The sequence below is a fragment of the Fusibacter bizertensis genome (genome assembly GCF_029914245.1).
In the GTDB taxonomy this organism is placed as follows: Bacteria; Bacillota; Clostridia; order Peptostreptococcales; family Acidaminobacteraceae; genus Fusibacter_C; species Fusibacter_C bizertensis.
Genome location: NZ_JARYZI010000002.1, coordinates 159,711 through 180,581, shown reverse-complemented (window position 1 = coordinate 180,581; position 20,871 = coordinate 159,711). Strand labels below are relative to the sequence as shown.

The following is a 20,871-nucleotide window of genomic DNA, read 5'->3' as shown; positions in this document are numbered from 1 at the left end:
GTATAAAGCGAAATGTGTATACATTCACTCATAAGACCTTAGTTATCTTTGAGTGCTTTCACAATTGCATCTATCGCCTGATTGGCGTCGGCATAAACGATCTGGCAAGTTCCAACCATTTTATGGCCACCGCCACCATAGCTAAGCATCAAACTACCAATATCTACCTGACAGCTTCGATTTAAGATGCTATAGCCACATGCAACTGATACATTTTGCTTTTGTTTTCCATCTACTATCCAAAGAGAAACATTTTGCTCTGGATAGAGACTATAGATCAGAAAACGATTACCTGTATAAATGGGAGTCACATCTCTTAAATCTGTAATAATCACATTTTCATCAATAGTAGTGTGCTTTTTAACCATTTCTTTGAAAAGTTTATCTTGTTCAAAATAAAGATCTACACGCTCCTTAACGTCATCTAGTTCAAGTATTTCTTCAATCGACATATTTCTACAGTGATTGATCAATTCTTCCATCAGTTGATAGTTGCTTATTTTAAAGTCTCTAAATCTTCCAAGTCCTGTTCTAGGATCAGAGATAAAACCGAGTAAAATCCAACCTGTAGGATTTAATATTTCTTCTTTGGAAAGCTGACCTGAATCAACCTTATCCACAGCTTCTATCATAGATTCATAAGTTGAGAATCTTGATGCACCACCATAATATTCATATATAATTCGTGCGGCAGAAGGTGCAAGTCTACTTTCACCTTTGACATCTTGAGTCCATCCTAAACGGTCTTTTTCAGAGGTGTGATGGTCGAACCACATGCCACAACCAGGAACGTATGGAACATTTGCTAATACATCATCAGGTGTTGGTTGAAATAAGCCATCTTGCAAATCCTTAGGATGAACAAAAGTCCATGAATCTATGATGCCAGCTTCTTTTAAAAGCATGCCACAAATTAAGCCATCGAAATCAGAGCGGGTAACTAAACGCATAAAAGCCTCCTTTAAGTTTTTCTACTTTTAAGTATAATAGATATATATACACATTCCAATTAAAAACATCATTTATTTGCCAGGAGTTTATATGTTTTTCAATAAAGACAAGACATCAATTGAATATTCGCTGACTAAGAGTAATAGAAAAACGATGAGTATCATCATTGAAAACAGTGGCGAAGTTAGAGTTTTAGCGCCAAAACGACTAACGAATAAGAGTATCCATGCTTTTGTAATGGAGAAAGAATCTTGGATCAGAGAGAAACAAGAGGTTGTACATCAAAATAGAAGAGTTAAGCCCCGTATTGGTCAAGGCACCGAGTTAGAAATCTTAGGTGAAAAATACGAAGTGGTTTTTAGGGAAGTAACTTTAAAGAAGGATGAAAAAATAGTTTTAGCGGATAGGTATTTGGTCTATTCATACAAACCTGAAAGTAAAATGCATATTGCGGCAGTCTTTGAAAATGAGCTGAAACAATTAGTAACCACTATTATAGAAGAAAGAATTCGTTTTTATAGTCAAGTAATGGGAGTGTATCCTAAAAAAGTATCTGTAAAAGACCAAAAAAAACGTTGGGGAACATGTACTTCCAAAGGACATGTTTTATTTAACTGGCGTTTGATTTTTGCACCAAAGTCAATTCTAGACTATGTCATCATCCATGAACTAGCTCATCTAAAACACATGAATCATTCAGCTGATTTTTGGAATTTAGTTTCTCATTTTGATCAAGACTATAAGTTGAAAAGAGAATGGTTAAAGCAAAATGGTGGTTTTATAGATTGGTCGTTTGAGGCGTCAGATATATTCTAAAGAAAATTTTGAATTCAGTAAATTGCGTAGAAATATGTTTGAAAAAAGTTAATAAAACGTTAAATATCATCTTTGACATTACATTGACAATTGATAACGATTATGATAATCTTTATCAATAAGAGGCTGTAATTTATTTAGCGCATTTGCGTATTTTCAGAGATAGGTGATATATATGTTGTTATCAAAAGCGAAAATAGGACAAAAAAGTGAGATTATTAAAGTAGAAGGCAAAGATAAAACCAAAAAATTTCTTTTCAGCTTAGGATGTAGTGAAGGTGAAGAAATTACTTTAATCAATATACTTGCTGGTAATTACGTCGTCAATATTAAGGATAGTCGCTATGCTTTAGATGAGTCTATGGCAAAAGCTATTGTGCTTGCAGATTAAAACTATACCGCTAAGGCGGTATAAAAAATACCCTTACGGTGATAATGATTATCATTGGCAACAAGAGACAAACTACAAAAAATAGAAAATGCTGAATCAAAACTAGATTCGCTATTTTAATGAAACTAATTTCAGGGGGGTTAAATGAAAATTGCATTAGCGGGAAATCCTAATTCAGGGAAAACTACTTTATTTAATGCTATTACAGGTAAGACTGAGTATGTTGGTAACTGGGCTGGAGTAACTGTAGAAAAGAAAGAAGCCGATTTAAAAAGAAAATTTATCGGTGGTGCTAAGCATGTGAAAATCATTGATTTACCAGGTGCTTATTCTATTTCGCCTTTTACAGGTGAAGAAGCTATAACAAGAGATTTTGTACTAGAGGAAGCGCCAGATGTTATTATCAATATCGTGGATGGTGCGAATTTTGAAAGAAGTTTATTTTTCACGACACAATTATTGGAACTTAATATTCCAGTAGTGGTCGCTATTAATAAAGAAGACATTATCAAAAAAAGAGGAAATACAATCGATACATCTGCACTTAGCAAAGCATTAAATTGTCCTGTTATATCAACAACAGCAAATTTTGGACATGGTTTAAAATCTTTGTTACAGTTGGCAATCCAAACAGGTGAAACTGCAAATGGACAGAAATCAATTGGAATTAAAATAAATGAAGGTGAAGATCCTGATAAAGCGCGTCAAGCTTATATTGGACAGCTTATAAAAGCCGTTTTAGTTAAAAATCATGATACAAGTAAAATTAGTATCTCCGATAGGGTAGATCGCATTGTTGCACATAAGTATTTAGGCTTACCTATTTTCTTTTTAGTAATGTGGGCTGTATATGCATTTTCTATAGAGGGACTTGGTGGATATGTATCAGGTTATCTCAATGACACTTTATTTGGAGAAATTATCCCAAATGGTTTGAATGCTTTCTTTGAAAGTGTTCAATTGAATCCCTTGCTCCAAGCACTTATCGTTGATGGTGCAATAGGCGGTGTTGGTGCTGTTATAGGATTTCTTCCTTTGATTATGGTTTTATTTTTTTGCTTAGCACTTTTAGAAGACAGTGGCTATATGTCAAGAGTTGCTGTACTGATGGATCGATACTTTAAGAAAATTGGTTTGTCAGGTAAGTCAATTATCCCTATGATCGTTGGATCTGGTTGTGCAATTCCAGGTGTAATGGCGACTAGAACAATTGAAGATGATAATGAAAGAAGGATTACTACAATCTTGACACCATTTGTACCTTGTGGCGCAAAACTTCCTATTATTACATTGTTTTCTATTGTATTTTTCCCAAATACAAGTTGGGTCGGACCAAGTGTTTACTTGTTGGCTTTTGCACTCATTATTTTAGGTGGGATTGTACTCAAAAAACTTTTTGTTTGGGAAAGTACATCGAGCTTTATATTGGAGTTACCTGAATATAAAATTCCTAGTATTAAACATGCATTGTTTCAGATGGTTGACAAAGCGAAAGGTTTTATTATTAAAGCCTCTACGATTATTTTGGTGATGAATACACTGGTTTGGTTTATGCAGGCATATGGTTTTAACCTTCAACCCGCTCTAGATCAAGACTCAAGTATCTTGGCAGGCCTTGGAGGCTTTATTTCTCCAATCTTTATTCCATTGGGTTTAATTGGCTGGCAGTTGGCAGCAGCTTCAATTACGGGCTTTATTGCTAAAGAAAATGTAGTAGCGACTTTTGCAATTCTCTTAGCGGCTGCTTCAGAAGATGCATTGAGTATGCCAGGAGGCGTATTAACATCCTTCTTTAACCCTGTAACGGCATATGCTTTCTTAGCATTTAACTTATTTACACCGCCTTGTTTTGCAGCAATTGGTGCTATGAGAAGTGAGATGGGAGATAGAAAATGGCTCTTTAGAGGTCTGGGATTTCAGCTTAGTGTTGGTTACCTCGTTGCAATGATCATTACTCAAATTGGAACACCAATTTTTTATGGTAAGTTGGCAACTGGCTTTATTCCTGCGATATTTGTCGTATTATTCTATATTGTATTATTAATTTATCTATTTAAACGTGCGAATCAAAAACGCGCTTTAATTGAGGAGTGATAAAATGTTAGCTTCTATAATTGTTGGTATTATCTTTGCGGGTATTATTTTCTTTGCTGGAAAAAAAGCTTTTTCTGATATGAGAAAGGGAAAATGTTCTGGTTGTTCGAGCTGCTCGAGTGCAAAATCGTGTACTATTAAAGATGAAATTACTCAGATTAAACTTTAAAGAACAGCTTATGTTTAGATAAAGACAAGTGGAAACGCACATTAATAATATGTTCTTTGTTAATGTAAAGTTTTCACTTGTATTTTTTTTGAGCGATTTTTGATTATTAGTGTTATGATATGAACAGACATGTTCAGGAGGAATATATGATAAGACAATTGACAGCGTTTACTAAAAACATATGGAGTCTTTATCTGGTTGAAGGCATGCAAGTTTTAGACGCAACACTTGGTAATGGTGAAGATGCTTCTTTTATTTGTGAGAAAATTGGAAAAAATGGACTACTTGAGGGGATAGATATACAAGAAGAAGCGGTTAAGCAAACAAGGGTGAAATTAGAAGAAAATGGCTACCAAAATTATAAACTGTCCGTAGGGAATCACAAGCATATAGATACGATTTATAAGGAGAGAAGTTTTGACCTTATAGTATATAATTTAGGCTATTTACCTAAGTCTAATAAGACTTGTACGACTTTGTTAGATTCAACGGCTGAGAGTATCCAAAAAGCACTTAAGCTTATAAAGCTAGGTGGAATTTTAAGTATTACATCCTATAGAGGTCATGATGAAGGTGTAAAAGAATATCAATGGTTATCGCTCTTTATGAAGCAACTTGACGCAAAGAGATATCATGTAATGAAATTTGAATACATGAATCAAGGAGATCAAACGCCAGCATTGATCTTAGTTGAAAGAAAATTATAGGCATAAAAATATCTCCAATCAACAAATTTGATTGGAGATATACTAACTAATTAATTTTCTTTTATATCTTCGGAAATTTCTTCTTTTAAATCTTCTACTTCTGAAGCAATTTCTTCGGTAGCGTTTTTAAGATCTTCTAATACTTCTTCAGAAGTTTCTTCTAACTCTTCTTTAACTTCTTTGCCACTTGATTCAAGTTGTTTCTTCTTATCTTTAATTGTTTTACTGATTTCAGACTTAACAAGTGAAATTTTGTCAGCAGCTTTTTCTTTGATTTCTTGCCCCTTAATCATGACATCTTGTGCTGCATCAGAAGTTTTCTGAGCGATTTTAGAAGCATTTTCTTTAACGATTTCTGTTCCTTCATCTACTTTATTAACGACATCTTCTCGAAGCTCTTTGCCTGATTTTGGTGCGGTAAATAAAGTAACTACTGTAGAGACGACACTACCTATAACTAATGCAGCGCCTACCTTTTTAAGTGTTTCTTTTTTTTGGCGTTTAAGCTCTGCTTCTCTTCGCTCTCTGATCTTTTTAAATAACATATAGGTCTCCTTTCAATTTTTATGTTGGTATCATTATACCCCAATTACCGAGTTATAACACCCTTTTAATGATATTTTAACTATCTTATCATGCGAGTATCTGATAAAATTTCATTATAAAGGTTTATAATTTAAAGTGAGGGTCATATGAAAAAGTTAAATGTTGGCATTTTTAATGATTCATTTCCACCGATTTTAGATGGTGTAGCGAATACAGCGGTGAATTATGCTAAGTCAATTCAAAAAATATATGGAAAAGCAGTAGTTGCTACACCTTGGTATCCAAAAGTTAAAGATAACTACGCTTTTAGAGTTGTCAGATACTCAAGTACAAATGTAAGTAAGCGCGTTGGCTATAGAATGGGAAATCCTTTTAATCCAATGTTGATTAGAAAGTTGGAAAAAGAAAAGTTGGATATTATCCATATACACAGTCCTTTTACTTCAGCTTTACTTGCGAGAGTTTTAAGGCAATATTCAGGTACTCCTATTGTCTTTACTTACCACACTAAGTTTGATGTAGATATTGAAAAACGTGTTGCGTTTAACCCACTCAGAAAAGTCTCTATTAAATTTTTGATGAGTAATATCAACGCATGCGATGAAGTCTGGGTAGTATCTGAAGGTGCAGGTGATAACCTAAAAAAACTTGGTTATGAAGGCGATTATATAATTATGGAAAATGGAACAGACTTCCAAAAAGGAAGAGCTTCAGATGAAATGATTGCTTCAATTAACGCAATGCATCAAATTAGTGAAGAAGAAACCGTTTTTCTATTTGTAGGAAGAATGATGTGGTACAAGAACCTTAAATTTACCATAGATGGTTTGACAGAGGCCAAAAGACAAGGCGTTAAATTCAAAATGATGTTTGTAGGTGAAGGTGTTGATCGACCTGAGATTGCAGAGTATATAAAAACTGTTGGTTTAGAGAAAGAATGCATTTTTACAGGTGCTGTCTATGACAGAGAAGTTTTAAGAGGGTATTTTAGTCGTGCGAATCTATTTCTTTTTCCCTCAACCTATGATACCAATGGTATAGTTGTCAGAGAAGCAGCAGCGTGCGGTTGTCCATCTTTACTGATTCGTGAAAGCTGTGCAGCTGAAAAGATTGTTCATGAAGATACAGGCATTCTCATAGAAGAGACAGTAGAACACATAGCAAGTGAAATTGTGAAAGCTTGTGTGGATCCAGGCAGGCTCAAAATAATAGGTGAGAACGCATCGGAAAAAATATACTTATCTTGGGATGATGCTGTGGGCAAAGCTTTTAAAAGGTATCATGAAATCATCAATGCACATGTAACAGAAAAGCTAAATGCATAAATAAAGTGCACCTGAATGTTGGTAATAGATAACCAGCGTTTAAAGGTGCACTTTTTTAATTTGGTTTAAATGCGCGCAAAAAAACTTTTCTCGGGAACTGGCTGCCATACTTAAAGATACTAAACAAATGATCTATTCGTTATCGCTCTAAGGTTAGGCCCTTCTAGTTTTGCGTCGCACGTTTTCGCGTGTTTAGCTATGATTCCGAAAAGTTTTTTGGTAGCTGGCTATCGTGCTATTGATAGTATTTAGAAATTATTTAGGCATGTTCTTATAAGAACAATAATCCCAATTACCATAATCAATAGTTTAGACCCTATAGCTTTGCGCTTCATAGTTTTCTATGATTTGCTATTATATTGTTACCCGATTAAATAAAAAATAAACAAGTTTACATAATATTTTCTGGATTTCTATATTTTCTCTGAGACTTCAATAAAATCAAACTGAGTTACATCAAAATAACCTCTATCAGTAATTTTAAGTTCTGGTATAACAGGAAGGGCTAGAAAACTTAACGTCATAAATGGTTCTAGTGACCTTGGAATTGATAAGGATTCAACTGCAATTGTGCGAAGACTGCTTAGAACATCAGACACAGACTCCATACTTTCAGATGACATAAGTCCAGCAATTGGCAACGGTAGAGAACCCTTAACTTCACCAGCAGAGGAGATTGCAATTCCGCCTTGTAACCGAACGATTTCGTTAACTGCAACTGCCATATCATCATCATTATCACCAATGACGATGATATTATGCGAGTCGTGAGCGATAGTTGTAGCGATAGCACCATTTTTGATATGGAAATTTTCAACGAGTCCAATACCTATATTTTTTGTCTTACCATGTCGCTCAATAACTGCTATTTTAGAAATATCCAGATGTTTACTAGATTTAAAATTTCCATCAGAATCAAGATAAACTCTTCTTATTACATGCTCAGTTACAATTGATCCCGGTGTGATTCTGATGACATGTGCAACATCGCTTTTAAGTGGGAGTTTAAACTGCCCTCCATGAACCGGCGAAATTTTGACAGTATTTTGAACGTGATCATTTGCAATTTTTTTTGTTTCAAATAATGCTTCTTTATTTTGCGCAACAAGATATCCTTTTTTATAAACCTCAAGAATTTCGAAATTCTCAAAATTATCAAAGACTATTAGGTCTGCATCATAACCAGGAGCGATAGCGCCAATATCTCGTAGGTTATAACATCTTGCAGGATTGATGGTCGCCATTTGTATAGCGGTTATTGGATCTGTCCCAAGCGAGATTGCCCGTCTAACGTTATAATCAATATGTCCATGTTCTAATATATCTTCAGGATGCTTATCGTCTGTACAGAACATACATTGATATTTGGTTTGATTATTAACCCCCTTAATAAGCGTGTCTAGATTTTTAGCTGCTGTCCCTTCGCGAATTGCGACATACATGCCAAGTCCAATTCTTTCTTCCATCTCTTCAATTGTTGTACACTCGTGATCAGTACGAACACCATTAATCATGTATGCATTAAGCTGTTTGCCTGTTAAATTCGGACCGTGACCATCAATGATCATACGATCTGCCATCTCCAATTTTTCCAATATATCTGTGTCTCCTTGAATTACGCTTGGATAGTCCATCACTTCTCCCAACCCCAAAACTTTAGGGTGGTGCTGTAGTGTTGCTAGAGCATCTCTATCAAGGCGATAACCTGAATTTTCATAAGGTGTAGCAGGGACACAAGAGGGAAGCATAAAAAAACCGTTTAAATGTGTGTCATCTACTGCATCTATCATATACTGTATTCCAGGGATTCCACAGACGTTTGCAATTTCATGAGGATCAGCAACAACGGTAGTTGTACCACGGGGAACGATGATTCGTGCCATTTGATCAGGTGTAACTAGTGTAGACTCCATGTGCATATGTGCATCTATTAAACCTGGTGCTACATACTTACCACGCAAATCTATGATTACATCCCCGTCGTAATTGCCAATGCCTATAATTTTTCCGTTATCAATAGCGAGGTCGGATTCAATAATCTTGCCGTTAAAAACATTTATGATTTTACAATTTTTGAGAACAAGTGAGCATGTACGTTTACCCGCAGCAAGTTCAGCTCTTTTTTTCATTCTTAGAATTTTTTCTAGCTTTGTATTTGAAGCCATAAAAACCTCTTTTCTTTATAATAAGGTGCACTAAATACTCATTAAAACTAAATAATTATTAATATTATAGCATTTTAAGATGAAAACTAAACAAAAGATTTTGAAGGTTATATTGCATATGAAGTTAGACGGTCAAAAGTTGAAAATTTTTTCTTCTATTATATTGCAATTTTTATGTTTTTTTTTTGAAGATAGGCGTTTTATATCATGCAAAAGTGGGACAAAACGTTGCCCTGTAAAGCTAAAATGAAAGATTTCAAAATAAAAATTTCATTTTTAGATTATGAATATTAATTCGGTTATATCAATATTTAACAAAGAAAATGAAATGGCTTATTAGAAACATAAAAGCAGTGGATAAATAATTATATAGAAGTAACAATTCTGTGAATCAATTGTTATAGTTGATTGCGTTTTATTGTACATGTTTCTAAATAAAGTTGATATTTTCAACGTTTAAGAGACTTTTGTACTTGTTGTGAAAATGTAAAGTTTTTTCGTTTAAAATGTTACGAAGTTGTAACAAAAAACGAACATGTTTCTAAAAATTAATCGTATAAATTAATTCATATGATGTTAAGTGTCTGAAATTTATTGCAAAATTCACACAATAGGATTATTATTATATATATTGTTGCACTAATTGAATAGCAGAATAAATTTAAGGGGTGAATGAATTGGGGAGATTTTTAATTAAAAGGATCCTGACAATGGTTGTAACGATATTTGTAATTATATCAATTACTTTTATCATGATGCACTCAATCCCAGGTGGACCATTTACTAGGGAAAAAGCATTGCCAGATGCAGTGCTACAGGCACTAAATCAAAAGTACCACCTAGATGATCCATTATGGAAACAATTTGTAGATTATGTTAAAGGTGTTATGACATTTAACCTTGGACCATCTTTTCAACGTGCAGGTGTTACCGTTAATGATTTAATCAGAGAAGGTTTCCCGGCAACATTGAAGATTGGCCTTGCGTCGGTTGTGGTGATTATAATTGTGGGTATACCACTGGGGATTTTATCGGCGCTGAAACAAAACAAATGGCAAGATGGCTTGGTCATGTTTATTGCGACACTTGGTGTCACCATTCCATCATTTGTAATGGCAACTGCAATTATCTATATTTTCAGTGCTAAGTTAGGTTGGTTACCATCAAATGGACTTACCAGTTGGAAGCATATGATAGGACCTGTAATTGCACTCTCGGGTTTCTCATTGTCATTTGTTGCCAGATTGACGCGTTCGAGTATGCTGGAAGTTTTACAGCAGGATTATATTAGAACAGCTAGAGCAAAAGGATTATCAAATAATAAAGTTATTTATAAACATGCTCTAAAAAATGCACTTATCCCAGTAGTCACTTACTTGGGACCAATGATAGCGGCTCTTCTTACAGGCTCTTTCGTTATAGAAAAGGTATTTGCAATCCCTGGTATGGGTAAGCATTTCGTAGAAAGTGTCGGCAACAGAGATTATACTGTGCTTATGGGTATCACGATATTTTATGCGTTGTTCCTCGTAGTGATGGTACTTATCGTCGATATTTTGTACAGCTTAATCGATCCAAGAATTAAAATGGAAGACTAGGGGGCTATCATGTCAGAGCAAGTTATAAGCAAAGATTTATGGGAAGCGATTCCCAAAGAAAATAAAGATGCAGAAATAATTTCTAGACCAAGTATGACTTATTGGCAAGATGCTTGGAGAAGACTTAAGAAAAACAAATTATCAATGGTTGGTTTACTATTTATTGTTTTTATGGTACTTACAGCAATTGTGGGACCATATGTAATTTCCCATGACTATTCAACACAAGAATTAACACTTGCTAATATTCCGCCAAGTATGGAAATTTACCAGGTAGATGAAGACACTTACTTTTATATGCACAGTGAGTACAAACTCTTTGATGTTACTAAAGATGGTGTATTGGTTGAGAAAATCAAAGAGATTGAAAATGATATGACTAATAGAAGACGTGTCTATAATATTGACGGTAATGAAGTCGTTTTAGATTATAGTTATGCAGTTAAAAAAGCTGAGGATAATCCAGAAGGAATTAAGTTCAAACTGTTGCTAAACGGTGAAGAAATAAAGCCTTTTGACAAAGTACACAATAAAACATATGTGTTTGGAACCGATGCTTTGGGTAGAGATATGTTAGCGAGAGTTATCTATGGTGCTAGGATTTCGCTATTGATTGCATTAGTCGCGACGCTAGTTAACTTCTTCATTGGTGTTTTATATGGTGGTATATCAGGCTACTTTGGTGGTCAGGTTGATAACGTTATGATGCGTATCGTTGATATCATCAATGTAATTCCATTGCTATTATATGTAATTTTGCTTTCCGTAATCATCGGATCAGGACTTAAGTCAATTATCATCGCTCTTGGTTCTGTTTACTGGGTAGGTATGGCGCGTATTGTTCGTGGTCAGGTTCTAAGCTTAAAAGAACAAGAATATGTACTTTCAGCTAGGACTATTGGTGCGAGTTCAATGCGTATAATGATTAGACATTTGATTCCAAATGCAATGGGACCAATTATTGTTTCAATGGCAATGTTGATTCCAAGTGCAATTTTTACTGAAGCTTTTTTAAGTTTTATTGGACTTGGTGTTAGTGCACCGCTTGCTTCTTGGGGAACACTTGCAAATGATGCTCTAGGTGGTCTTAGATCATATCCATATCAACTCTTTGTGCCTTCAATAGCAATCTCGTTGACAATGCTAGCATTTAACTTTTTAGGTGACGGACTTAGAGATGCATTAGATCCAAGATTAAGAAAATAAGAGAGGTGTAGACTGTGGCTGATAAATTATTGGAAGTTAAAAATCTAAAAACCTCTTTTTTCACTCACGTAGGTGAAGTGCAAGCTGTTAGAGGTGTGAGTTTTGAACTCAATACAGGAGAAGCACTTGGTATAGTTGGAGAATCTGGTAGTGGCAAAAGTGTTACATCGATGTCACTTATGAAACTTTTACAATATCCTGGTGTTATTAAAGAAGGCGAGATACTTTTTGAGGGTGTTGACGTCGTTCCTAAAAGCGAAAGAGAAATGAGAAAAATTAGAGGAAATGATATCGCGATGATCTTTCAAGATCCGATGACGTCACTTAATCCTGTTTATACAATTGGTAATCAAATTATAGAAGCAATTTTGGAACATCAAAATGTTTCAAAAGATCAGGCAAGACAAAAGGCAATCAAGATGCTTGAGTTAGTTGGGATTCCATCACCGGAATCACGTATTGACAATTATCCCCATGAGTTTAGTGGTGGTATGAGACAACGTGCTATGATTGCAATTGCATTATCGTGTGAACCAAAATTACTCATTGCTGATGAGCCAACAACTGCCCTTGATGTTACCATTCAAGCTCAGATTCTTGAACTCATGAAGGATTTAAAGGAAAAAATCAATACGTCAATTATATTGATTACTCATGACTTAGGCGTTGTTGCTGACCTTTGTTCTAGAATTGTCGTAATGTACGGTGGTTTGATCATGGAAGAGGGAACGGCTAGTGAAGTTTTTTATACACCGAGACATCCTTATACAATGGGACTTTTAAAGTCTATTCCGAAGCTTCATAAAAAAGACAAAGATAGATTGATTCCAATAGATGGTACACCTCCGGATTTGGTAAAACCACCAACGGGCTGTCCATTTTATGCAAGATGTGATTATGCTATGAAGATTTGTAAAGAACAACAACCACCTTATTTCAGTGTTGAACAAGGACACAGATCAATGTGCTGGAGAATGCATCCAGATGCACCTGCACATGAGGATTTTACAAAAGAATCAAATAGGGGGGCAACTCATGGCTAAACAACTTGATCAAAACGATGTGCTTTTGGAGGTTAAAAACCTTAAAAAACATTTTATTAGTAGACATGGACTTATGGGACAACATACCACAACTGTTCAAGCTGTGGATGGTGTTAGTTTTAAGATTTTAAGAGGTGAAACGCTTGGTTTAGTAGGTGAATCTGGCTGTGGAAAATCTACAACAGGCAGAACGATTATTAGACTTTACGATGTTACTTCTGGTGAAATAATATTTGACGGTGTCGATATCAGTAGAATAAAGCAACGTGAGATGCGACAATACCGTAAAAAAATTCAGATGATCTTTCAAGATCCTTATGCTTCATTGAATTCTAGAATGACGGTTGGCGATATTATTGGTGAGCCTATAGATATCCATAACATCGCTAAAGGTGAGGAAAGACAAAAAATTATATGGAACTTACTTGAGAGAGTAGGACTCAATAAAGAGCATGCTAATCGTTATCCACATGAATTTTCAGGTGGACAGCGTCAGCGTATTGGAATTGCAAGAGCATTAGCTGTTAGTCCAAAATTCATCATATGTGACGAACCAATTTCAGCACTTGATGTATCTATTCAAGCTCAAGTTGTAAATATGCTTCAAGATTTACAAAATGAACTAGGATTAACTTATTTATTTATTGCACATGACCTATCAATGGTTAAACATATTTCAGATAGAATTGGTGTAATGTATCTAGGGAAACTAGTTGAGCTCGCTAATGCGGATGAATTGTATGATAGTCCAAATCACCCTTACACGCAAGCTTTGTTATCGGCTATTCCTGTTCCGGATCCAGATGCAACAAAGCAAGGTCAGAGAATCGTACTTGAAGGTGATGTACCTTCTCCGATTAATCCGCCTTCTGGGTGTCATTTTAGAACACGATGCAGATATGCGATGGATATTTGCAAAGAAGTTGAACCAGAGTTTTTAGAGATCTCACCAAATCATTTTTCAGCTTGTCATCTTAATACAATAGAAAAATAGAAAACAAAACGATAAAAGGGAAATCAAGGAAACACGTTATATTTATTTTGGTACTAAACCTTCGGGTTTAAGTATAAATGCTTAAAAGCAAAAGACATTCAAAATTAAAGGGGGTTTTTGATTAATGAAAAAATTATTAGCTTTGTTGTTAGTTTTCATGCTAACTTTCTCTTTAGCTGCTTGTGCTAAAGACGAACCAGTTACTGAAACTCAAGAGACAACTGCAGCACCGACTACGGAAGCTGCTAAAACTTATACTGCTGAAGAAGTGGTACAAATTTACGAAGTAAGAAAAGCGCTTACACTTGCAATTGACAGAACGTTGCTAGTTGAGCAAATCACTAGAGCGGGACAATTACCTGCAACTGGTTTCGTTCCAAATGGCTTAAAAGATTCTACAGGCGCTGATTTTAGAGCGACTGGTGGCGATTATGGTATCGCAACAGATGGTTCTGCAATTGATGAAGCAAAACAACTTCTTGCAGATGCTGGTTTCCCAAATGGAGATAACTTCCCAACAATAACAATCCTTTATAACACAAGCGAAGGTCATAAAGCGATTGCTGAAGCAATCCAAGAAATGTGGAAACAAAACCTTAATATCAACGTAGAAATAGCTAACCAAGAGTGGGCTGTATTCCAAGATACTAGACACCAAGGTAACTTCCAAGTTGCTCGTGCTGGTTGGATTGGTGACTATGAAGATCCTATGACATTCCTTGACTTATGGACTTCATATTCTGGAAACAACGACGCACAATGGAAAGTTAAAAAATATGATGATATAATCGAAGCTTCAAAACTTGCTACTGGTACTGATAGAGATGCACTTCTTTATGAAGCTGAGCAAATGATTATGGATGACTTAATTGTTCTTCCAATCTACTACTATACACATACAGTTGCAGTTAAAGAAGATGTAAAAGATTGGTATACTTCAACATTAGGTCACTTCTACTTTGGAAATGTTTCAACTCCAGATGGAACGCTTCAATGGAATATTGGTTCAGAGCCAAAAACTATCGATCCTGCTCTTAACAGTGCAGTTGATGGTGGTAACTTAATCAACAATACCTATGAAGGTTTAATGAGAAAAGATGATGAAGGTATCAAAGAAGCAATGGCTGAAAGCTATACAATTTCTGAAGATGGTTTAGTATATACTTTTACTATAAGAGATGCTAAATGGGCTGATGGTCAACCAGTTAAAGCTCAAGATTTCGAATACGCTTGGAAGCGTGCTCTTGATCCTGCTGTTGCTGCTGAGTATGGATTCCAAATGTTCTACATCAAAGGTGCTCAAGAGTACTACGAAGGAACTGGCGCTCTTGAAGATGTTATGATCAAAGCTCTTGATGACAAAACATTTGAAGTTACACTTAATGCACCAACTCCTTACTTCTTAGATCTTACTACATTCTACACATTCATGCCTGTAAGACAAGACATGGTAGAAAAAGATCCTGAAGGTTGGGCATCAAATCCAGAAACTGCAATTGGTAATGGTCCTTTCAAATTATCAGAATACAAAACTGGTGATAGAATCGTACTTGTACCAAACGAAAACTACTGGAAAGCTGATCAAACTAAGCTTACTCAAATCGATGCTATGATGATCGTTGATCAATCAACTGCATTAACAGCTTATGAAGCTGGCGAACTTGATATCATTGATAGTTTCCCAGTATCAGAAATTCCTAGATTAATCGCTGAAGATCCTACATTCCAAATTATGCCTTATGTTGGAACGTACTACTACATCTTCAACGTTGGTATCGATGAAATGAACTAATATTACTGAAAACCGCTCTTATGAGCGGTTTTTTTTCGTTTAGTCCTACAAATTTATAAGACAAATCTCCCGAATTTTGATAGTTGAACTTATTTATATCAAATAAGAGTGAAAGATTGTGTTTAAAAAGGGTACAATAACATTAGGGGGATTTGCTATGGAGAAAGGATTGGATATAGAAAAAGTTCATAGCATCATGCAAGAGATTATAGGTGCAATTGATAAAAGTAAGGGGCAACTTATTGATATCGTTGAAAATGCACGTGAGGAGCATGAGCAACTTAAAAATGAACTCAATTATATTAAAGAAGATATTGATCGTGTGATCAATGATGTCGATCGATTGACAATTAAAGATAAGATGGTGAGAAATAAATTAGCAGAAGTATCGAAGTCTTTTAAACTCCATAATGAAGAGGATATAAAAAAGGCTTACAATACTGCTGCTGATGTAAAAGTTGAATTAATGTCAGCTTCTCGTGAAGAACAACTCTTGAAAGTGAGAAGAACTGCACTTGAACTTTCACTGAAGAGGGCACTTAAGAATATCCAAAACGCAGAGCATATTGTTCATCAGGTTACCATAGCCGTCACATACCTTCGAGGGGAAATTATGTCTGCAATAGATGAGATGGGCAATGAAGGTATGGCAATGGGGATAAAAGTACTTGAAGCTCAAGAAAATGAAAGAATGAGGATTTCTAGAGATATACACGATGGCCCTGCACAGCAGATTGCGTCAATTGTAATGAAGGCTGATTTCTGTGAGAGAATAGCTAGACAAGATATCGATAAGGGATTAAAGGAACTAGCGGAGCTTAAAGAACAATCAAAGAAAGCATTAAAAGAAGTAAGAGGAATTATACATGATCTTAGACCGATGTCTTTGGATGACCTTGGACTTAACGAAACCGTTGAAACGTATGCAATGAGTTTTAGTGAAGAAGCTCAAATAAACGTTAATGTAAAGTCTGGTAGAATTATAGTGGAGATAGAATCGATCGTTAAAGTTGCAGTTTATAGATTGGTTCAAGAACTTCTAAACAATATAAAGAAACATTCAAAAGCAAGTGAAGTTAGTATATTGCTTGAATACGGTTCAAAGTATTTAAGACTGACAGTTGTTGATGATGGTGTAGGTTTTGATGTAGAGTCGACACTTGAAAAGTTGAAAAAAAAGCATATCTCATATGGTCTATTAGGGATCTATGATAGAGTAAAACAGTTTAATGGTGAGATACATTTTTATTCTAAAATAGGAGAGGGAACTTCCGTTATGATTAAACTTCCGGTTAATAGAGAGGTGATTCTAAATGAATAACCATAATGATAAATATGATGAATTAAATAAGAATTCAGATCTCGATTCGCCATTTCAGATCAAAGTCCTTATCGCTGATGATCACGATCTAATCAGACAAGGGCTGAAATCGATTATCTCATATGAAAATGATTTGGTTGTAGCGGGTGAAGCTGAAAATGGTGAAGAAGTTTTTAGAACATTAGAACTCTATAAACCCGATGTGCTTTTAATGGATATTAACATGCCTTTAATGAGTGGTATTGAAGTCCTTAAAGCGCTTAAAGCACAAGATAATCCTGTAAAAGTACTACTCTTAACTGTTGAAAGTGATAAAAAAACTATCTTAGAGGCTATTGAAATTGGAGCAGATGGGTATATATTAAAGGGATCAAGTACAGAAGAGTTAATAGAGGGCATAAGACGTGTTTACAATGATGAAAATTACATTGATAAATCATTGGTCACTTTACTTTTTATGAGAGTAACACAAAGTGAACCAGAATCAAAACTATTAAAAGAATTGAGTTCACGTGATTTAGAAATTCTGATGTATATATCCAAAGGTCTGAGCAACAAAGAAATTGGCAATCAAATGTTCTTGTCTGAAAAGACTATCAAAAATAACGCGACTAGGATTTTTAAGATATTGGAGGTGAGAGATAGGGTACAAGCCACCATCTATGCCATTGAAAATAGAGTTGAAGAATTATACCTAAAAAATAACCAGTAAGATAGATGAGTTGGGACTTAGGTCCTTAGAACCAGTGCCAATCAGTAAACGTGAAGGGCCTTGAGTAGCTAGGCATTACACGATGTAAATCGTATAATGAGAACAACAAAACACAAAAGGAAGATCATTTCAGAATGTTGGCAACTATAAAGGTTATTTATTAGGAGGTATAATTATGTTAAGAGGAGCTTATACTTGGATGAAAGCCCAGTTGGGTGCGCTTAAACAAGAAGATGGACAAGGCATGGTAGAATATGCACTTATAATTGCATTTATCGCAATTGTAGTAATTGCCGGATTAGTTATTTTAGGACCAATCATTAGAGATATGTTTATTGATGTTGGTGATGAATTAACAGTAGCAACTACTGCAGGAAGTTGATCTAGTAATCAAAATGAAGCTCTAATCGATATAGGTTAGAGCTTGTTTTTTAATTGTGGTAATTTAGCAATGCCTTTGATTGGGGTGTATGTTATGAAACGAAAACTAAAGAATGAAAATGGACAATCGATGGTAGAGTTTGCACTAATAGTACCTTTGTTATTGCTTATCATAGTCGGAATTATTGAATTTGGCTTTATGTTTAGTGGTTACTTAACATTGACGAATGCATCTCGAGAAGCTGTAAGGACGATCAGTCTCGGTAGAAGTGATTCAGCTGCGATTTTAAGGGCAAATGATACAATCGTAAATTTAGATAAGGATCAAATGCTTGTAAAAATTGATCCCTCTGATGCAGCAAGAGAACAAGGTGACTCAGTAACAGTAACAATTACTTATGATTATACTTTTTTAACACCATTTATGGAGGCTATATTTGGTGGAGATTTTCAAATAGAAGTAAGTACAACGATGCGTGTTGAATAAGTGAAGCAAAGGAGCAAATTATGAAAAAATCAAACAAAGGTATATTTTTAGTGGCATTTTTGCTCGCTTTATTAGGTGCAGGCGCACTATATGTTTATTTGAGATCAATTGAACCGCCAGCAGTTGCAGAAATTAGGACTACAGGAATTGTCGTTGCAAGTACGGAGATACAGGCTAGAACCCAAATATCATTAGAAATGCTTAAAGTTATTGAAGTGCCAGAACAAGGTGTGGTAGGAACGCCATATAAAACACCAAATGACATTGTAGGTAAATATGCAAAAGAAAGCATTTACGAGGGACAGCAAATTCACCCCAATGCAATAATTGATAATGTATCTGACGAACTTACATTAAACATCAATGGTAGTAATCGTGCAGTTACAATTAACGTGAGTGAATTAACGGGTGTGAATGGCTTGATAAAGCCTGGAGATTTTGTTGATATAATTTTATTCTTACCTCAAACTTCCGAAAATAATAGAATTAGGCCTGATATAGCAAAGTTGTTTTTACAAAATGTAGAAGTACTTGCTATTAATAAAAATACTATTAGAGAAAATGCCAAGTTGGCAAACAGTGAAAATTCTGATGTTGGGTCATATTATGTAACGCTTTCGGTGCCAGTAATGGATGTTGAAATGCTTGTGCTAGCAAAAGATATTGGCACTGTAGAATTAGCTTTGAGACCACTTGAAGGTGATTATATCTATGTCACAGAAGGCGCTATTTGGCAAGAATTATTGTTAAATGATATGAATCAAATGAAAGATATGGCGCCCGAATATGGCATTATAGGAACGGATACTGATCCAAATATAGCAAGTGAATATGAGTATGATAAATACATTTATTACGTGGTTCAATTTGGAGATACTCTCAAGAGTATAAGTACAAAATTCTATGGAGAAGAGTCTTATTATTCGCTGCTCCAACAAGTCAATCGTATTGACGATGTAGACATGATTTTAACTGGCACTGGAATCAAAATTCCTGTTTTGAAAAAGGAAGGTGTAGGCGATGGCAATTAAGATTATCATAGTCGATGATGTGCTTGAAATGCGTGAGATGATCGTTAAGATGCTTGCTAGTAGTGAGCTTGTCTATGAGTTAGTGGGTATATGCGGGAATGGTCAAGAGGCTTTAGATTTAATGAAAAAGACAAAAGCTGATATTGTACTTATGGATATAAACATGCCTGTAATGAATGGACTTGAAGCGACTCAATTGATGGTGGAGAATTTTCCTCATGTAAGAGTAATTATGATGAGTGTGCAACATGAGAGTGAGTATCTTAAAAAGGCTATGTTAGCAGGTGCAAAAGCATATATTATGAAACCTGTAGATATGGATGAACTCGTTGAAACGATCAAGACGACATATGAACGTCATCAGTATCTCGACAAACCACTCTCAGTTGAAACACAATCACATGATGCAACATTAATTAGTTTTTTTAGCGCAAAAGGGGGGGTTGGGAAATCAATGCTCGCCCTGAATTCAAGTTTGATCATCAATGAGAAACTAAAGAAAAAAACGCTATTAGTCGATTTAGATCTTCAGTTTGGTGACTTGGCATTAATGGTCAATAAACAAAATGAGTTAACAATAAAAGAAATGTTTGATGATAGTCCAATAACCAACTATGAAGAGATAAAACCTTATTTGCATAATTTTAGAGATGGTTTTGATATGCTATTTGCACCTAAAGACCCAGAATCAGCAGAATATATCTCTAGTGAGCAAGTAAAATCTATACTAATGATTCTAAAAAAATATTACGATGTAATCATTATTGATACTGGAGTCAATTACAATGAAGTAACTCTTAATGCGCTGGATTTATCAGATCTGATAGTGATTGTGACGAATTTAGAGGTTACAGGTCTTAAAAACACAAAGTTGAGTTTAAAGGTAATGCAATCTTTAAATTATGATGAAACTAAAGTTAAATTACTCGTCAATATGGCACACGAAAAATTTGGTGTGACTAAAGCAAATGTTCAAAAAGCTTTTTCATTTGATGTAATCGGTTATATACCAGAAGATATCAAATTGGTAAGAAATGCAATCAATACTGGGATACCAACAATTGCAACTAAAAGTAGTAGTCTTTATAAACCGCTCTTAAGTTTTTGTCAATCTATCATAAAATAGTTAAATAGTAGGAGGG

20 protein-coding genes and 2 riboswitches are annotated in these 20,871 nt (G+C 35.0%); of the genes, 17 read left to right on the top strand and 3 right to left on the bottom strand.

Going from position 1 to position 20,871, the window contains the following annotated elements; genetic code table 11:
• Positions 1-38 precede the first annotated feature (38 nt).
• Positions 39-950, bottom strand: a complete 912-nt coding sequence (locus tag QE109_RS04165; RefSeq protein ID WP_281093139.1) for a DHH family phosphoesterase — start codon at positions 948-950, stop codon at positions 39-41.
• A 91-nt stretch (positions 951-1,041) separates the two neighbouring features.
• On the opposite strand from QE109_RS04165, the gene QE109_RS04160 reads away from it, so the two are divergent.
• The 5 genes from QE109_RS04160 to QE109_RS04140 all read left to right on the top strand — a co-directional run bounded on the left by QE109_RS04160 (position 1,042) and on the right by QE109_RS04140 (position 5,128).
• The gene (locus QE109_RS04160; protein ID WP_281093138.1) at positions 1,042-1,767 is read left to right on the top strand and encodes a M48 family metallopeptidase; all 726 of its coding nucleotides are present in this window, start codon (positions 1,042-1,044) and stop codon (positions 1,765-1,767) included.
• Positions 1,768-1,942: 175 nt separating this feature from the next.
• Entirely contained in the window at positions 1,943-2,158 is a 216-nt protein-coding gene (locus QE109_RS04155) for a FeoA family protein (protein ID WP_281093137.1), read from the top strand.
• Positions 2,159-2,302: 144 nt separating this feature from the next.
• On the top strand, positions 2,303-4,252 hold the full coding sequence (gene feoB / locus QE109_RS04150; RefSeq protein WP_281093136.1) for a ferrous iron transporter B: 1,950 nt from the start codon (positions 2,303-2,305) through the stop codon (positions 4,250-4,252).
• Positions 4,253-4,256: 4 nt separating this feature from the next.
• Entirely contained in the window at positions 4,257-4,421 is a 165-nt protein-coding gene (locus QE109_RS04145) for a FeoB-associated Cys-rich membrane protein (RefSeq protein WP_281093135.1), read from the top strand.
• Between the two features lie 146 nt (positions 4,422-4,567).
• Positions 4,568-5,128, top strand: a complete 561-nt coding sequence (locus QE109_RS04140) for a class I SAM-dependent methyltransferase (protein WP_281093134.1) — start codon at positions 4,568-4,570, stop codon at positions 5,126-5,128.
• 50 nt (positions 5,129-5,178) lie between these two features.
• Here the strand turns inward: QE109_RS04140 and QE109_RS04135 are convergent, their stop codons facing one another.
• On the bottom strand, positions 5,179-5,673 hold the full coding sequence (locus QE109_RS04135; RefSeq protein WP_281093133.1) for a YtxH domain-containing protein: 495 nt from the start codon (positions 5,671-5,673) through the stop codon (positions 5,179-5,181).
• Between the two features lie 147 nt (positions 5,674-5,820).
• Here QE109_RS04135 and QE109_RS04130 point away from each other — a divergent pair, with 147 nt between their 5' ends.
• Positions 5,821-6,999, top strand: a complete 1,179-nt coding sequence (locus tag QE109_RS04130) for a glycosyltransferase (protein WP_281093132.1) — start codon at positions 5,821-5,823, stop codon at positions 6,997-6,999.
• Between the two features lie 89 nt (positions 7,000-7,088).
• Positions 7,089-7,207, bottom strand: a riboswitch (cyclic di-GMP riboswitch).
• 7 nt (positions 7,208-7,214) lie between these two features.
• Positions 7,215-7,362: riboswitch (cyclic di-GMP riboswitch) on the bottom strand.
• 50 nt (positions 7,363-7,412) lie between these two features.
• Here QE109_RS04130 and ade read toward each other — a convergent pair.
• A complete protein-coding gene (gene ade / locus QE109_RS04125; RefSeq protein ID WP_425365107.1) occupies positions 7,413-9,164 on the bottom strand; it encodes an adenine deaminase in 1,752 nt (583 codons plus the stop codon).
• Positions 9,165-9,841: 677 nt separating this feature from the next.
• Between ade and QE109_RS04120 the strand changes: the two genes are divergently transcribed.
• The 11 genes from QE109_RS04120 to QE109_RS04070 all read left to right on the top strand — a co-directional run bounded on the left by QE109_RS04120 (position 9,842) and on the right by QE109_RS04070 (position 20,855).
• Positions 9,842-10,762, top strand: a complete 921-nt coding sequence (locus QE109_RS04120; RefSeq protein ID WP_281093131.1) for an ABC transporter permease — start codon at positions 9,842-9,844, stop codon at positions 10,760-10,762.
• A 9-nt stretch (positions 10,763-10,771) separates the two neighbouring features.
• A complete protein-coding gene (locus QE109_RS04115; RefSeq protein ID WP_281093130.1) occupies positions 10,772-11,968 on the top strand; it encodes an ABC transporter permease in 1,197 nt (398 codons plus the stop codon).
• Between the two features lie 14 nt (positions 11,969-11,982).
• Entirely contained in the window at positions 11,983-13,011 is a 1,029-nt protein-coding gene (locus QE109_RS04110; protein ID WP_281093129.1) for an ABC transporter ATP-binding protein, read from the top strand.
• Positions 13,004-14,005, top strand: a complete 1,002-nt coding sequence (locus tag QE109_RS04105; protein ID WP_281093128.1) for an ABC transporter ATP-binding protein — start codon at positions 13,004-13,006, stop codon at positions 14,003-14,005. The genes QE109_RS04110 and QE109_RS04105 overlap by 8 nt, the downstream gene beginning before the upstream one ends.
• Positions 14,006-14,129: 124 nt before the next feature.
• Positions 14,130-15,797: an ABC transporter substrate-binding protein gene (locus QE109_RS04100; protein ID WP_281093127.1), complete on the top strand. Its 1,668-nt coding sequence runs from the start codon at positions 14,130-14,132 to the stop codon at positions 15,795-15,797.
• A 157-nt stretch (positions 15,798-15,954) separates the two neighbouring features.
• A complete protein-coding gene (locus QE109_RS04095; protein WP_281093126.1) occupies positions 15,955-17,118 on the top strand; it encodes a sensor histidine kinase in 1,164 nt (387 codons plus the stop codon).
• Positions 17,111-17,830 (top strand): response regulator transcription factor, encoded by a 720-nt coding sequence (locus QE109_RS04090; protein ID WP_281093125.1) that lies wholly within the window; start codon positions 17,111-17,113, stop codon positions 17,828-17,830. The genes QE109_RS04095 and QE109_RS04090 overlap by 8 nt, the downstream gene beginning before the upstream one ends.
• A gap of 175 nt (positions 17,831-18,005) precedes the next feature.
• Entirely contained in the window at positions 18,006-18,212 is a 207-nt protein-coding gene (locus QE109_RS04085; protein ID WP_281093124.1) for a Flp family type IVb pilin, read from the top strand.
• A 93-nt stretch (positions 18,213-18,305) separates the two neighbouring features.
• The gene (locus tag QE109_RS04080) at positions 18,306-18,698 is read left to right on the top strand and encodes a TadE/TadG family type IV pilus assembly protein (RefSeq protein WP_281093123.1); all 393 of its coding nucleotides are present in this window, start codon (positions 18,306-18,308) and stop codon (positions 18,696-18,698) included.
• Positions 18,699-18,718: 20 nt separating this feature from the next.
• Positions 18,719-19,729, top strand: coding sequence for a Flp pilus assembly protein CpaB (gene cpaB / locus QE109_RS04075; protein WP_281093122.1), 1,011 nt, complete (start codon positions 18,719-18,721; stop codon positions 19,727-19,729).
• The gene (locus QE109_RS04070) at positions 19,719-20,855 is read left to right on the top strand and encodes a response regulator (RefSeq protein ID WP_281093121.1); all 1,137 of its coding nucleotides are present in this window, start codon (positions 19,719-19,721) and stop codon (positions 20,853-20,855) included. Before cpaB ends, QE109_RS04070 begins: the two co-directional genes overlap by 11 nt.
• The last annotated feature ends 16 nt before the right edge of the window (positions 20,856-20,871 follow it).